Raw genomic sequence first — 15,008 nt, forward strand, 5'->3', positions numbered from 1 at the left:
GGACAGGTATAAGATTTTTATACCAAAGTGTTAAGGTTTTTGAGTACTGATTAAACGATCATTTTTTTAATGAATTCATAAACATCTTGTAAGAGATATAACTTCCAAAGACCATGAAAACGAAAACAAAACTTTTTACTTCGTATGATTTAATTAAAGCTATAGAAAGAGCAGCTAATTTTATTGATGCTGGCAATCATCAAGTAGTATTAGATAAATCAGAAGTATTACCTGACAAAAGAGGGTATAGAGTAACGATTAAATATCACTCGTTTGCTCGTAATTAATCCTTTTTTTATTAATTCAATCATAATATGTGTTAGACAAATAAGGAGCATAAATTAAAGTACTTTTGTGTTTCTTAAACATCAATGATGTAACAAAACTGATGAAAAAGTCTATCCTTTTATTATTACTATTTACATATACCACTAATATGTTTGCCCAAGGCTTTGACCTTGAAGGGCATCGTGGAGCAAGAGGCTTAATGCCTGAAAACAGTATTCCTGCTTTTAAAAAAGCATTGGACTTGGGGGTTACTACTTTAGAAATGGATGTATGTATTTCTAAAGACAAAAAAGTAGTGGTTTCGCACGAACCATATATGAATGCGTTGTACGTAACCAAGCCCGACGGTACACCAGTAAGCAAAGTAGAAGAAGCCACTTTGAATTTGTATCAGATGACCTATCAACAAATAAAGGAATTTGATACTGGGAAACGAGGAAATGCCTTGTTTCCAGAACAAGAAAAAACACCTACCTACAAGCCCTTACTTTCGGAAACGATAAAGGCTTGTGAAGCATATATAAAAGAAAAAGGCCTAAGGGCTGTTCAATATAATATTGAGATTAAATCTGAAGAAAAAGACTATGGCACCTATCAACCTGCAACAATTAAAGAATTCTCTGATTTGGTTTATCAGGAAATTATCAAAGCCCTACCCGCCAATAGGGTTATTTTACAAAGTTTTGATTTTAACGTGTTGATTTATTGGCACAAACAAATTGAAGCGAATCAGTATAAAAACATCCCTCTATCTGCCTTGGTTGAGAAAGAGGGTCCAGCAAAAACATTTGAGGCTTTAGGCTTTTTACCAAGCTATTATAGCCCATATTATAAACTCTTGACACAAGAGCAAGTACAATATTGCCATGATAAAAATGTGAAAGTAGTGCCATGGACAGTGAATAATGTCGAGGATATGAAAAATATAAAAGCCATCGGTGTAGATGGTCTAATTACTGATTATCCCAATCGTGCTAAAAATTTATAAGCTCTACCCATAAAAAACAAGTTCTACCTATGATAAATACAAATTACACCTAAAGAATGATAAAGTCGCACCTAATAAAATTAAAGTTACACCTAAGAAAAAGTTGAAAGTTCTACCTAAAAAAATTGAAAGTTGTATCAAAAAAAATTATATAGTTCTGCCCATACCGTTCTACACTATCTAAAAACAAAAGAGCTCGGAAATTTCCGAGCTCTTGTATTAAGATTATTCTCTGCTAAAATAATTCCTCTGCTAATATCCCTGCCCATTTTCAGTAAATCTTCCATTATTACATCTGTGGTTTTATCATCCTCTTCTTATTAATCAATGCAAACTTTTCAAATCAGCATTTAAAAAGTTGGCATTGATTAATTCTGGATTAGGGTGTTGCATTTGATATGTTATCAATTTTGTTTTAGACTTGCTTTTAAATTTGTAATTTCGGTAAAACAAAATCTATCACAATGCTACCAATCGCTCTAAAATCATTTCATATTAAAAATTACAGAGGAATTATTGATACACAAATTGATAATATTCCAGATGATACACAATGGATTTTTTTGACAGGTGAAAATGGGTTTGGGAAAACTTCGGTTTTGCAGGCGTTGGCATTAGGTTTTACACAAAAAATAGACTTGGAGGAGGAACAAGAGAATGAAGCCACAGTATTATTTTCTTTCAAGAAAAATAATGAAATCATTCCTGAATTTTCACAAGAAGATATAAATGATGAAAATTATTTTGATTATTATAGTGAAATGTATGGAGGAATTGTAATGGGTTTAATTGATTATACTATTGGTTATGGTTCTACTAGACTTAGAATATCAGCAGGTACATCTACAGAAGTAACAAAAAAATATGATTCTACTTCCTCTCTTTTTTCTAATGACACGTTACTCATAAATATTGAGGAACGTTTCAAAGATTGGAGTATAAATTATGCAGAAGGAAAGGCAAAGCTTGCTAAAATTTTCAGAGAATTATTGCCACGTTTAGGAACTATTCAAGTTAGCTTTGATGATAAAATCAAAACTACAATAGTAAAGTACTTTGAAAAAGATGAAGAAGGAAATCAATATCCTGAAGGTCTTACTTTTGATCAATTAGCTGCTGGTTACAGAAATATTATCGGAATGATTGGTGATATGATATTTAGGCTTTCTTTAGAACAAGATGTTGAAGATTATAAAGATTTAGAAGGCATTGTCCTAATCGACGAATTTGAATTACATCTTCACCCAAAATACCAAAAACTATTTGTAGAAAAATTGACTGAATTATTTCCAAAAATTCAGTTTATTGTTTCAACACACAGTCCAATTCCTTTGTTGGGGGCGCCCAAAAATTCTGTGATAATCAATGTATCAAGAAGTAAAGAAGAAGGCATTAAAGCAGAATTATTAGATATAGATTTCAGTGTACTTACACCAAACACCATTTTAAGTTCCCCAATTTTTGGTTTTCAAGACTTAATTCCAGAAAGTAAAAGTAATGATGAGATAGTGAGAACTGAGGATACTTATAAAGAAGTATTGTTTCACGACCAATTAGATAAACAGATAGATGATTTTTTGACCGAAGAAAATAAACAAGAATTATTAGACCTATTAAAAGTGAAATAACAATGCGGAAAGTAGTTAAAGACTTAGAGAATATACCTACACAATTAGTAAGTCAAGATGCCATTGATAGTTTACAAAATATTATTGAAACACAGGACAAAAGTCTAATTAAATCTGACATTTATAGAGGGAAATACATCAAACTGGATGGTAGTAAAGGGGATGCTGTAGTAGAAAAATTGCATGATATCTATCATGGTAAATGTGCCTATTGCGAAGAGCGAACCCAAATATACATTGAACATTATCGCCCAAAAGGGAGAGTACAAAGTACAAAACATGGTGGATATTATTGGTTATGTTATGAATGGACAAACCTGTTACCTACTTGCCATGAATGTAATAAAATTGGTGGTGGTAAAGCAGACCAATTTCCTGTAAAAAACAAACACTTGACTTTTGAGGATTGTAAGACAAATCAAAAATTAGATACTGCGAAAGTAAAAGCATCATATTTAAACAAAAATGAAGCTCCCCTTCTACTGCATCCAGAAATTGATGAACCCAAAGAATTTTTAGCTTTTGAAATTGATGTCAACAAAAAAGGAATTTCAATAACAGGACTTGACGGTATAAATGGAAGAGGATTTAAAACTGTCAGTATTTGTAATCTTAACCGTGAATCTCTTTTGTTTAATAGATTAGACTACATCAATGATAATATTAAAAACGGTATTAGAAAAATATTAGGGCTATATTCAAAAGGAAGTATTTCTAAAGAAACATTCAAATCAGAAATGAAAGAGTTTTTTGAAGATTTAGATAAAGACAAAACAATCTCTACGAAGACGTTTACACTATTAAGATGGTTTATATTGGAAAATGTTGAAAATTTCCAAAAACTTGTTATCCCTAATTTACCAATAAAAGACCAAGATATCATCCTTGCTTATTTCAAAGCCTACAAAAATGGCGATTTGTAAGTTTTTTCACTAAATTCGTACAGTAAATCTATTCACTTCAATCTAAAAATCAACATGAGAGGTAGCTTAAAGCTCATTACTGGTTTGTTGATTGCTACTTGTTCGCAAATAGCAACAGCCCAACAAGCCCCCACACCCAATCCTTACAATGGCAATAAACGTTTTGAGCAATTAGAAACGATTTTACCAACGCCTAATACTTATCGTACAGCTTCGGGTAGTCCGGGGAAAGAATATTGGCAACAACGTGCCGACTATGACATCAAAGCAGAATTGGATGATGTAGAACGCAAAATTACTGGTACTGAAACCATTACTTATTTCAATAATTCTCCTGACGAATTGCCTTATTTATGGTTACAACTTGACCAAAACTTATTCCAAAAAGATGCTATCGGTGCTAATACCAAAACTGGTGGTATTGCTGGACAATCTTCTTTTCAACAATTCAAAGATTTAACTGACCCTAAAAAGTATGGATACAATATCCTATCGGTGAAAGATGCTAAGGGAAACCCATTGAAGCATACGATTAACCATACGATGATGAGAATTGATTTACCCGTTGCGCTGAAATCTGGTGCTTCGGTTTCTTTCTCAATCGACTGGAATTATTTAATTACTGAATATTACGGTCGTTCTGGTTATGAATATTTTGCCAAAGATGGTAATGTCAATTATTTTATTGCTCACTGGTTTCCACGTATGGCGGTTTATAATGATGTATATGGCTGGCAACATAAACAGTTTTTAGGACAAGGAGAATTTACCCTTACTTTCGGAAACTATAAAGTAGCTTTAACGGTGCCAAATGACCACATAGTAGGTGCTTCGGGAGAATTGCAAAACCCAACACAAGTACTTTCGGCAGAGCAATTAAAACGTTGGGAAAAAGCAAAAACAGCTACTCGCCCAGTATTAATCGTTTCTCAGGAAGAAGCTGAGAAGGCTGAAAAAGGAAAACCAACTGGCAAAAAAACTTGGATTTACAAGGCTGATAATGTTCGTGACTTTGCTTTTGCAAGTTCTCGTAAATTTATCTGGGATGCAATGCAAGTTGATGTAGAAGGCAAAAAAGTATGGGCAATGTCGTTATATCCGAAAGAAGGTAATCCACTTTGGGGGCAATACTCAACAATGGTGGTAGCACATACACTTCGTTCGTATTCAAAACATACAGTAGCATATCCTTACCCAGTGGCTTATTCTTGTCACTCTACATCAGGTGGTGGTATGGAATATCCAATGATTTCATTCAATGGTGGTCGTCCAGAAGCTGATGGTACTTATTCTGAACAAGTAAAAGCTGGTATGATTGGTGTAATCATTCACGAGGTAGGACATAACTTCTTCCCGATGATTATCAACTCAGACGAACGCCAGTGGTCATGGATGGATGAAGGATTGAATACTTTCTGTCAGTATTTAGCAGAGCAAGAATGGGATAGAGATTTCCCTTCTCGTCGTGGCGAACCTCAGTACATTGTTCCTTACATGAAAACTGACCCAACACAACAAGTACCTATTATGACTAATTCAGAGAATATCATGGCATTCGGGCCTAATGCTTATGCAAAACCAGCTACAGCATTGAATATTCTTCGTGAAACGGTGATGGGACGCGAGTTATTTGACCATGCTTTCAAAGAGTACGCTCGTCGTTGGGCATTCAAACAGCCGTATCCTGCTGATTTCTTCCGTACAATGGAAGATGCATCAGGCGTGGATTTAGATTGGTTCTGGAAGGGTTGGTTCTATGGTGTTGAGCCAGTAAACCAGTCACTTGAAAACGTAGAATGGTTTGGTATTGATAATATAGACCCATTAGCAAAAAATGCAGCTGCTAAAAAAGAAGCTGATGCTAAACGTCAAACGATGAGCAACATCCGCAATAAAACGGATATTCCTAAAACGGTAGTAGAAGAAAATCCAGATATGAGAGACTTCTACAATACTTATGACCGTTTTGCTACGACTGAGGCAGATAAGAAGAAATTTGAGCAAACAATGGCTTCATTGGCAGAAGATGAGAAAAAATTAGTAAACTCAAATAAAAACTTCTATGTATTAAATGTTAAAAACAAAGGAGGTTTACCAATGCCAGTGATTGTGAAAGCAAACTACGAGGATGGTACAGAAGAGGTATTTAGATACCCAGCTGAAATCTGGCGTTTGAATGACAAAGAAATTAAGAAAGTAATTCCTACTGATAAGAAAGTAACGAAATGGACATTAGACCCGTACATGGAAATTGCTGATATCGAAACAGAAGATAATGCTTTCCCAAGAGAGCCTGAACAGCCAAACCGCTTTCAAGTATTCAAAGCACAACGCCCAGTTCAGCCAAACCCAATGCAACAACAGCAAAAGGCTGGGGCAGTTCAAGGAGCTAAAAATTAATGCTGAAGTTTTTCAGTAATATTTTAGAAAGATGAAATACCTAAAAGCCTAACTTAGGGCTTATAATTAAAAAAGCATGGCAATGAAAATTGTCATGCTTTTTTTTAGTTATACTATATTTTTCAGAAGGCTATAAAAAGAAAGTTGCCCAGACGGAAACCATCTGGGCAAACTTAGTAAATAGTTCTACACCTATTAACTGCGAAGTTAGATAAAAATATGGTATGATGTCAAGCATTTTCTTAAAAAATCTTAAAAAAACCAATTTGGTGTCTAATATGAAAAGAATAAGGGTATAGCGCTTTTGTAACTATCTTTGCAAAAACAAACGATAAACATTAGTGATTTCTTTAAGCAAACGAATCGATACCATACTTGAACAACGAAAAGAACAATCCCTTTTTCGTACACTTCGTAATAGCGAAAATTTAATTGATTTTTGTTCTAATGACTATTTGGGCTTCGCTCGTTCTGAAAAACTTCAATTGGCTATTCATCAACAGTGCAAAAATGGGTATCTATCTACAGGAGCTACAGGGTCAAGGTTATTAGCAGGGAATACGGCTTTTGTAGAAAATTTAGAAAAACAGATTGCCAATTTCCACAAAGCAGAAGCAGGCTTAATTTTTAATTCTGGTTATGATGCTAACGTAGGCTTGCTTTCATCAATTCCGCAGAAAAACGATTTCCTTATTACCGACGAGCTCATACATGCCAGTATGATTGATGGAGCAAGGTTAAGCTATGCTACTCGTTATAAGTTCAGACATAACGACGTCGAAGATTTAACCAAAAAGCTTGCTAAAATTGAAGAAGACAAAACATCAAACCCACTTTTAAAAGACGCTCAGGTATTTGTAGCCATCGAATCCGTTTATTCGATGGATGGCGACCTTGCCCCTCTCCTAGCAATTGTCGATACTTGTACTCAGTTCAGAGCAAATCTTATCGTCGATGAAGCCCATGCAACAGGTGTGTTTGGAAAACATGGCGAAGGCTTAGTAAACGAATTGCAGGTAGAAAAAAAGGTTTTTGCACGTATTATTACTTTTGGCAAAGCATTGGGCTGTCATGGAGCCATTATTTTAGGGAGTAATACACTAAGAAACTATTTAATCAATTTTGCTCGTTCATTCATTTATACAACGTCTGCTCCGATGCATAGCCATATTAGTGTACAATGTGCTTATGATTTGCTTCAATCGGATACATTCTCTAATAAAAACTTACATCATTTGATTGATTTTTTCAAAAGGCAAGCACGTTTAAATCCTACAATTGATTTGATAGAAAGTCCTTCGGCAATTCAATGTATCATTATTTCAGGCAATGAAAACTGTAGGGCTGTAGCTAATACTTTACAAAGTAAAGGCTTAGATATTCGTCCTATTGTATCGCCAACTGTGCCAAAAGGTAAAGAGAGATTAAGAATTTGCTTACATGATTTTAATACAGAAGAACAGATTTTGCAGATTTTTGAAGTACTAAACAAACTTTAAAATTTATTATGAAACAACAATATATCATTGCTGGCATTGGTACAGAAATCGGAAAAACATTTATTGCCAGTATTCTTACTGAAAGCTTGGAAGCTGATTACTGGAAACCTGTCCAATCGGGATCATTAGACTTTACAGATACCAATGCCGTTCAAAGCTTAGTAAGTAATCGTAAAACAATCTTTCATCCAGAAGCCTATCGCTTGAATGAACCTCTTTCGCCTCATGCGGCGGCGGCTATTGATGGTGTAGAGATTCAATTATCAAATTTTGAACTGCCAATTACGGACAACAATTTAATTGTTGAATTAGCAGGTGGATTAATGGTTCCATTGAATAAAGACACTACCAATCTTGATTTAATTAAGCAATTAAATCTACCAGTCATTTTAGTTTCTAAAAATTATTTGGGGAGTATTAATCATACTTTGCTTTCGATTGAAGTACTTAAAAGTAGCAATATCGACATCAAAGGAATTATTTTTAATGGAGAAAGTAATCCTTCATCTGAAGACTATATCTTGAATTACACACAAGTAACATTGATTGCCAGGGTAAATCAAGAACAAAACATCTCTCAGGAAACCGTAAAAAAATATGCAGAAGACTTCAGAAAAACACTTTGTCATTGATGAACACCTGGAATATCCAGTAGAAAATATACAGCATCCAGTAATTACAAATTTGAGTGAAAGAGATGCAAAAGTATTGTGGCATCCTTTTACGCAACACCAAACGGCACCATTCTCCATCCCGATTGTTCGGGCAGAAGGAGTTTATCTTTTTGATGAAAATGGTAAAAGGTATATAGATGCTATTGCATCGTGGTGGGTGAACTTACATGGACATTCACATCCATACATTGCCCAGAAAGTAGCCGAACAATTTCTAAAATTAGAACAGGTAATTTTTGCAGGATTCACCCATGAACCCGCTGTAAGATTAGCAGAAAGATTATTAGAAATATTACCACCAAACCAGCAAAAAATATTCTATTCAGATAATGGTTCTACTTCCGTAGAAGTAGCCATGAAAATGGCATTTCAGTATTTTCATAACCAAGGAATTAGAAAGAAAACCAAAATCATAGCCCTTGAAAATGGCTATCATGGCGACACGTTTGGCACAATGGCCGTAGGGGCAAAAAGTGCATTCACCGCTCCTTTCGACCCTTTCCTTTTTGAGGTGATTTATCTACCTATTCCAGTAAAAGGTGAAGAGCAATTGGCACTAGATACCATGAAAAGTCTGATGAGTCAAGCAGATGAAATAGCGGCTTTTATTTTTGAGCCACTCATTCAAGGAGCAGGGGGAATGGTAATGTATGAACCTGAAATTTTGGAAAGCTTAATAAAACTAGCTAAAGAGAATGGGATATTGACCATTGCGGATGAAATTATGACGGGCTTTTATCGTACAGGTAAAATGTTTGCGACGGATTATTTAACAGAAAAACCAGATATTTTTTGTCTCTCAAAAGGATTAACAGGCGGTGCTATGGCTTTGGGTGTTACATCGTGTACGCAAGAGATTTATGACGCTTTTCTTTCGGATGATAGAAGAAAAACGCTTTTTCATAGTCATTCTTTCACGGCAAATCCTTTGGCTTGTACCGCTGGACTTGCCAGTTTAGATTTATTACTGAATGATGAAACGCAAGACAATATCAAAAAAATAAATACTTTACACCAAGGCTTTATTCAGCAAGTTACTCTGACATTTCAACACAAAATCGCTGACATCAGACTGAGAGGGACGATTCTAGCGATTGAAATAAAGGTACAAGAAGGCACTTCATATTTTAGTAATATGCGAGACATTGCTTATAATTTCTTTTTAGAAAAAGGTATTTTGATGCGTCCTTTAGGGAATGTGATTTATCTATTAACGCCTTATTGTATCACTGAGGAGGATTTAGGGTATATATATGGTTGTATTGAGGAGTTTTTGAGAGAGATTTGAAGATAGTAGGTTTTTATGTTGAATAATGTGGAGTTCAAGAGGATATGTTCATTTAAATGAATAGCAATTAATACAAGAAGAATATGAATTATTAACTTACAAAACCCTCTATAAGTCTATTTTATATTCTGTATTTTTATCTCTCCAAATTCAATCAAAAACATATTATGAAAAAGACATTGCTCTTGCTGTTTTGCTGTTCCTCATACTTTTCAATATTTGCTCAAAACCTTAATCAAAAAACATATTGCAACCCTGTAGATATTGGTTATCGCTATAATTTTGAACAATTGAACGAGAAGATTTCCTATCGTTCGGGTGCAGACCCTGTTATTATCAATCATAAAAATGAGTATTACCTTTTTGTAACCATTTCGGGGGGATATTGGCATTCAAAAGATTTAATCAATTGGGATTACATCAAGCCCAGTATGTGGCCCATGGAAGATATGTGTGCCCCAGCTGCTTTGTCGGTCAGAGATACGCTTTATTTGTTTCAATCTACTTTTGAACAACGCCCTATATTGATAAGTACCGAACCCGAAAAAGGGAAATTACAATTCTATAACCGTTGGTTGCCTCGTTTGCCACAGTATATCGGGCCGTGGGATCCTGCCTTGTTTTATGATGAAGACCTAGACAAATGGTATATGTATTGGGGCTCATCGAATGTATATCCGATTTTTGGGGCTGAGCTTGACAAAAAACGCAATCTGACTTACGCCACACCTTATAAAGGTTTAATTTATCTCGACCCTAAAAATCATGGATGGGAGCGTTTCGGTCGCGACCACCGCGATACGATTAAACCATTTACCGAAGGAGCATGGATGACCAAACACAAAGGCAAATACTTCTTGCAATATGGTGCACCCGGTACTGAATATAATGTGTATGCCAATGGTACGTATCTGGGAGACTCTCCGCTTGGTCCATTCAAATATGCTCCTTATAATCCTATTTCGTATAAACCTGGGGGATTTCTTACGGGAGCGGGGCATGGCAATACTTTCCAAGATAACTATGGTAATTACTGGAATACGGGTACTCCTTGGATTGCTGTTAACTGGAATTTTGAAAGAAGGGTCGCCATGTTCCCAACGGGCTTTGATGCCGACAATCAGATGTTTGCTAATACTCGATTTGGCGATTTTCCGCATTATTTACCTACTAAAAAATGGACACAGAAAGACGAATTGTTTACGGGCTGGATGTTGCTTTCTTATAAAAAACCGTGTGTGGCCTCCTCTGTACGAGATACCTTGAGTGCTAATAAAGTGACGGACGAAAACCCACGTACTTTTTGGGTAGCCAATACCAACAAAGCAGGCGAATGGCTCACGGTAGATTTACAGAGTGTACAAGAGGTAAAGGCATTACAAGTAAACTTTACCGATTATAAATCTGATATTTTTGATAGTAACGAAGAGCGAGTGTATGCCCAATTCAAATTTTATGCATCTAACGATAACAAAAATTGGCAATTGATTTCCGACAATACAAACGAGCCAAAGCGTGACAGACCCAATGCTTATATAGAATTGCCCAAACCTGTGAAGGCTCGTTATATTAAATACGAAAACATTCATGTACCAATGCCGAATTTGGCGGTGAGTGATATTCGTATTTTTGGAAATGGTACAGGTAAGATTCCACAAACCCCAAAAAATCTAATCGTAAAACGTCAAACTGATACACGTAATGCAGATATTACTTGGGAGAAATCTGCGAATGCTGTAGGGTATAATATTCTTTGGGGAATTGCTCCTGATAAATTATACCAAACCTATCAGATTTGGGCAGATGCCCCCAATAGTTTAGAGCTAAGGGCTTTAAGCGTAGGACAAAGCTATTACTGTGCCATCGAAGCTTTTAACGAAAATGGTGTTTCGGTTGTTAGTGAGGTGAAGGAAATTAAGTAAAAGAAAACGATAGCACAGCTTGCAAGTTGTACTATCGTTTTTACTCTTTTAACCCATTATTACAATAAGCTAGATAAACATTCCTTTGGAATGTTAAAAAATGCTAATATTGTAAAAGTAATAAACATTAAAGAAGATGAACCCAGCATTAACAAATGTACAGATAGAGCTTTTAAATACATTTGCCTATCAGCTACCCGACGAAGAACTTAGTGAATTAAAACAAGTACTTACACATTTTTTTGCTCAACGCATCAGAAAAAGAACTGATAACCTTTGGCAAGAAAAAGGTTATACTCAAGAAACTATGAATAGTTGGCTCAATGAAGAAAACCAATAAGATGCGAGTGGTATTAGATACCAACGTTTTTTTAGTGTCCTTAGCACCACAATCGCCTTATGCCTTTATTTTTGATGCACTTATCAATAAATCATTTGAGTTAGTCGTAAGTACGGAAATCCTAGCCGAATATGATGAAATTATCTCCCAGAGATACGACAAAGAGACTGTCAATGATGTTTTTGAATTGATTTTACATTTAGACAATATCCATCATCAAAATGTATATTATCAGTGGAATTTGATTGCCAATGACCCTGACGATAATAAATTTGTCGATATTTATGTAGCCTCACAAGCAGATTATCTAGTAACAAACGACAAACATTTTTCCTTTCTTAACGAGCAAGCTTTTCCTCCAATTAATCTTATTAAAGCAGAAATATTTCTTGAGATTTTAAATACCATGTAGTTAATAAACTTATTATTGGGGTATTTATTTTCTATCGTTTGCCTCTTAATAGCTTATATTGAACATCTCCAACTAGCTACCTCTCTACTTTATTTAATTTCCCTTTCAAAAGAAATTATTTTATCTAGGCTAAAGTGTCGATTTGCTGAACAATTGTAAAGATAGAGAACTACTTTTTTGTTGTTAATTCCTTTTAACAATACATGATTGATTTACGTTAATGATATACCCAAAAGTTATCATTTAATTTTGATATGAAAAAAACATTACGCCTTATCTTGGGTGACCAGCTTAATCATCAACATTCTTGGTTTCAACAACAGGATAAAGAGGTAGTTTACATAATGATGGAGGTTCGGCAGGAAACAGATTATGTTGTACATCATATCCAGAAAATCATTGCTTTTTTTGTGGCAATGAGAGCCTTTGCCGAGGCTTTAAAGTCGGCAGGGCATGATGTTATCTACCTCCGCCTAGATGATAGCAACAATTTGCAGAGTATCCACCACAATATTTTGGCTACGATTCAAGCTTCATATTTTGAGGTTTTTGAATATCAATTGCCCGATGAATACCGAGTAGATGAGCAGTTGAAAAACTTAGCTGTAGCATTACAGCGTTTAGGAAAAGCTTGCTATGCTGTAGATTCAGCGCATTTTTTAAGTGAACGGCTAGAGCTTGCAACCTTTTTTAAAGGCAAAAAATCATTTTTGATGGAGAGTTTCTATAGGATGATGCGGAAAAAATATAGTCTATTGATGGATGGTAATGACCCCATTGATGGTCGTTGGAATTTTGATGCAGAGAACCGTAAAAAACTACCTAAAAATCACCGCCCTGTTGAACCCTTAACGTTTGATAAAGATGTAACAGATGTTTATCAATTAATCATCAAAGAAGGCATTGCTACGATTGGTAACGTAAATCCTAAAAATTTTATATGGCCAACATCTCGGGAAGAATCTTTAGCACTTTTGGCTTTTTTTGTGGAACATTGCTTGCCTCTTTTTGGCACTTACGAAGACACCATGCACCCATCATATTGGTCTATCTATCATTCTCGCCTTTCTTTTTCGATGAATATTAAATTGCTATCTCCTTTAGAGGTTGTTCAGCAAGCAATAACCCATTGGGAAACCCACCAAGCAACAATTAGCATTGCTCAGGTAGAGGGGTATGTTAGGCAAATTATTGGTTGGCGAGAATATATGCGAGGTATTTACTGGTGCAAAATGCCCGATTATGAATCAGTAAATTTCTTTAAACATACTCGTAAATTGCCTACATGGTTCTGGAATGCTCAAACCAAAATGAATTGTTTAAAACATGCCATTGGGCAAAGTTTGGACTTTGCCTATGCCCATCATATTCAACGATTAATGCTTACAGGGAATTTTACTTTACTAAGTGGTGTTAATCCAGACGAGGTAGATGCTTGGTACTTGGGCATCTATATTGATGCCCTACAATGGGTAGAAATCACTAATACCAGAGGGATGAGTCAATATGCAGATGGTGGGTTGGTGGCCACAAAACCCTATATTTCTTCTGCCAATTACATTGATAAAATGGGGCATTATTGCGATACTTGTTATTATGATAAAAATAAAAAAGTTGGGCATAAGGCTTGTCCCTTCAATAGTCTATATTGGCATTTTTATCATCGTCATCAAGATGTATTGGCAAAAAATCCAAGAATTGGTATGGCATACCTTACTTGGAACAAAATAAAACCTGAACAACAGCAGGAAATATTGAATCAGGCAGAGATTTATTTAAGAGATATTGAAAATTTATAGCGTATAGCAACGAATTTTGTAAATTCGGGAAAGATTTGAATCTATGATTGAGATAAAAGACATTAAAAAAGCCTTTAATGGGCGTGATATTCTACTTGGAATCGATGGCGAATTCAAGCCTGGCGATACTTCATTAATTATTGGTGGCAGTGGTACTGGAAAAAGTGTATTGCTAAAGTGTATGATTGGGATTATAAAACCCGAACATGGACAGGTACTATACGATGGGCGAGATTTTCATAATTCTGATGAAGAAACTAGAAAAACTATCCGTCGCGAAATGGGCGTTCTATTCCAAGGAGGTGCTTTATTTGACTCTAAGACAGTATTAGATAATGTTAAATTCCCCTTAGATATGCTAACAGACATGAGCGAGGAGGAGAAAATAGAAAGGGCTCAGCTTTGTTTAAAGCGTGTAGAATTGGAAAATGCTGGCTCAAGAATGCCTTCGGAGGTTTCGGGGGGTATGAAGAAAAGGGTTGGTATTGCCAGAGCCATTGTGATGAATCCGAAATATTTATTTTGTGATGAACCCAATTCGGGCTTAGACCCATTAACATCCGTAAAAATTGATGACTTGATTAAGGAAATCACGGATGAATTTAATATTACCACCATTGTAATTACACATGATATGAATTCGGTCATTGGTATTGGCGAAAAAATCATGTTTCTCTATAAAGGTGAAAAATTCTGGGAAGGTGATAGTAAAAACATTCGCACATCATCAGTCCCTGAGTTGAATGAGTTTATTTTTGCTAATAAGCTTTTGCAGGAGGGGAGATAGTTTTCTGGAGAATTTAGGACTGTAGGACTTCAAGACTAAAAGACGCTAGATGAAAGACAT

13 protein-coding genes are annotated in these 15,008 nt (G+C 35.4%); all 13 read left to right on the forward strand.

What is annotated here, in order from left to right:
- Window positions 1-113 precede the first annotated feature (113 nt).
- The 13 genes from VB264_RS13185 to VB264_RS13245 all read left to right on the forward strand — a co-directional run bounded on the left by VB264_RS13185 (window position 114) and on the right by VB264_RS13245 (window position 14,948).
- A complete protein-coding gene (locus tag VB264_RS13185; RefSeq protein ID WP_309912448.1) occupies window positions 114-287 on the forward strand; it encodes a hypothetical protein in 174 nt (57 codons plus the stop codon).
- Window positions 288-388: 101 nt separating this feature from the next.
- Window positions 389-1,276, forward strand: coding sequence for a glycerophosphodiester phosphodiesterase family protein (locus VB264_RS13190; RefSeq protein ID WP_323250055.1), 888 nt, complete (start codon window positions 389-391; stop codon window positions 1,274-1,276).
- A 464-nt stretch (window positions 1,277-1,740) separates the two neighbouring features.
- On the forward strand, window positions 1,741-2,904 hold the full coding sequence (locus VB264_RS13195) for an AAA family ATPase (RefSeq protein ID WP_323250057.1): 1,164 nt from the start codon (window positions 1,741-1,743) through the stop codon (window positions 2,902-2,904).
- A 2-nt stretch (window positions 2,905-2,906) separates the two neighbouring features.
- Window positions 2,907-3,827, forward strand: a complete 921-nt coding sequence (locus VB264_RS13200; protein ID WP_323250058.1) for an HNH endonuclease family protein — start codon at window positions 2,907-2,909, stop codon at window positions 3,825-3,827.
- Window positions 3,828-3,881: 54 nt separating this feature from the next.
- Entirely contained in the window at window positions 3,882-6,227 is a 2,346-nt protein-coding gene (locus VB264_RS13205; RefSeq protein WP_323250059.1) for a M1 family metallopeptidase, read from the forward strand.
- 341 nt (window positions 6,228-6,568) lie between these two features.
- A complete protein-coding gene (locus tag VB264_RS13210) occupies window positions 6,569-7,726 on the forward strand; it encodes an aminotransferase class I/II-fold pyridoxal phosphate-dependent enzyme (RefSeq protein ID WP_323250062.1) in 1,158 nt (385 codons plus the stop codon).
- Window positions 7,727-7,734: 8 nt separating this feature from the next.
- Window positions 7,735-8,358, forward strand: a complete 624-nt coding sequence (gene bioD, locus VB264_RS13215) for a dethiobiotin synthase (RefSeq protein ID WP_323250063.1) — start codon at window positions 7,735-7,737, stop codon at window positions 8,356-8,358.
- Window positions 8,324-9,688: an adenosylmethionine--8-amino-7-oxononanoate transaminase gene (gene bioA / locus VB264_RS13220; RefSeq protein ID WP_323250065.1), complete on the forward strand. Its 1,365-nt coding sequence runs from the start codon at window positions 8,324-8,326 to the stop codon at window positions 9,686-9,688. The genes bioD and bioA overlap by 35 nt, the downstream gene beginning before the upstream one ends.
- A 167-nt stretch (window positions 9,689-9,855) precedes the next feature.
- Window positions 9,856-11,610, forward strand: coding sequence for a family 43 glycosylhydrolase (locus VB264_RS13225; RefSeq protein WP_323250066.1), 1,755 nt, complete (start codon window positions 9,856-9,858; stop codon window positions 11,608-11,610).
- A gap of 136 nt (window positions 11,611-11,746) precedes the next feature.
- Window positions 11,747-11,950, forward strand: coding sequence for a hypothetical protein (locus tag VB264_RS13230; protein ID WP_323250068.1), 204 nt, complete (start codon window positions 11,747-11,749; stop codon window positions 11,948-11,950).
- Window positions 11,934-12,362: a putative toxin-antitoxin system toxin component, PIN family gene (locus tag VB264_RS13235; protein ID WP_323250069.1), complete on the forward strand. Its 429-nt coding sequence runs from the start codon at window positions 11,934-11,936 to the stop codon at window positions 12,360-12,362. The genes VB264_RS13230 and VB264_RS13235 overlap by 17 nt, the downstream gene beginning before the upstream one ends.
- Window positions 12,363-12,616: 254 nt before the next feature.
- Window positions 12,617-14,161, forward strand: a complete 1,545-nt coding sequence (locus VB264_RS13240) for a cryptochrome/photolyase family protein (RefSeq protein ID WP_323250071.1) — start codon at window positions 12,617-12,619, stop codon at window positions 14,159-14,161.
- Window positions 14,162-14,204: 43 nt separating this feature from the next.
- Complete coding sequence (locus VB264_RS13245; RefSeq protein ID WP_323250073.1) at window positions 14,205-14,948, forward strand: ABC transporter ATP-binding protein; 744 nt, start codon at window positions 14,205-14,207, stop codon at window positions 14,946-14,948.
- The last annotated feature ends 60 nt before the right edge of the window (window positions 14,949-15,008 follow it).

The sequence above is a fragment of the Arcicella aquatica genome (assembly GCF_034928825.1).
GTDB classification, from domain to species: Bacteria; Bacteroidota; Bacteroidia; order Cytophagales; family Spirosomataceae; genus Arcicella; species Arcicella aquatica.

Excerpts from the sequence above, each read along its gene's own strand:
- VB264_RS13185 (WP_309912448.1), top strand. The coding sequence starts at position 114 with ATGAAAACGAAAACAAAACTTTTTACTTCGTATGATTTAATTAAAGCT.
- bioD (WP_323250063.1), top strand. The coding sequence starts at position 7,735 with ATGAAACAACAATATATCATTGCTGGCATTGGTACAGAAATCGGAAAA.
- VB264_RS13245 (WP_323250073.1), top strand. The coding sequence starts at position 14,205 with ATGATTGAGATAAAAGACATTAAAAAAGCCTTTAATGGGCGTGATATT.
- VB264_RS13190 (WP_323250055.1), top strand. The coding sequence starts at position 389 with ATGAAAAAGTCTATCCTTTTATTATTACTATTTACATATACCACTAAT.
- VB264_RS13195 (WP_323250057.1), top strand. The coding sequence starts at position 1,741 with ATGCTACCAATCGCTCTAAAATCATTTCATATTAAAAATTACAGAGGA.
- VB264_RS13235 (WP_323250069.1), top strand. The coding sequence starts at position 11,934 with ATGAAGAAAACCAATAAGATGCGAGTGGTATTAGATACCAACGTTTTT.
- VB264_RS13200 (WP_323250058.1), top strand. The coding sequence starts at position 2,907 with ATGCGGAAAGTAGTTAAAGACTTAGAGAATATACCTACACAATTAGTA.
- bioA (WP_323250065.1), top strand. The coding sequence starts at position 8,324 with ATGCAGAAGACTTCAGAAAAACACTTTGTCATTGATGAACACCTGGAA.
- VB264_RS13240 (WP_323250071.1), top strand. The coding sequence starts at position 12,617 with ATGAAAAAAACATTACGCCTTATCTTGGGTGACCAGCTTAATCATCAA.
- VB264_RS13205 (WP_323250059.1), top strand. The coding sequence starts at position 3,882 with ATGAGAGGTAGCTTAAAGCTCATTACTGGTTTGTTGATTGCTACTTGT.
- VB264_RS13225 (WP_323250066.1), top strand. The coding sequence starts at position 9,856 with ATGAAAAAGACATTGCTCTTGCTGTTTTGCTGTTCCTCATACTTTTCA.
- VB264_RS13230 (WP_323250068.1), top strand. The coding sequence starts at position 11,747 with ATGAACCCAGCATTAACAAATGTACAGATAGAGCTTTTAAATACATTT.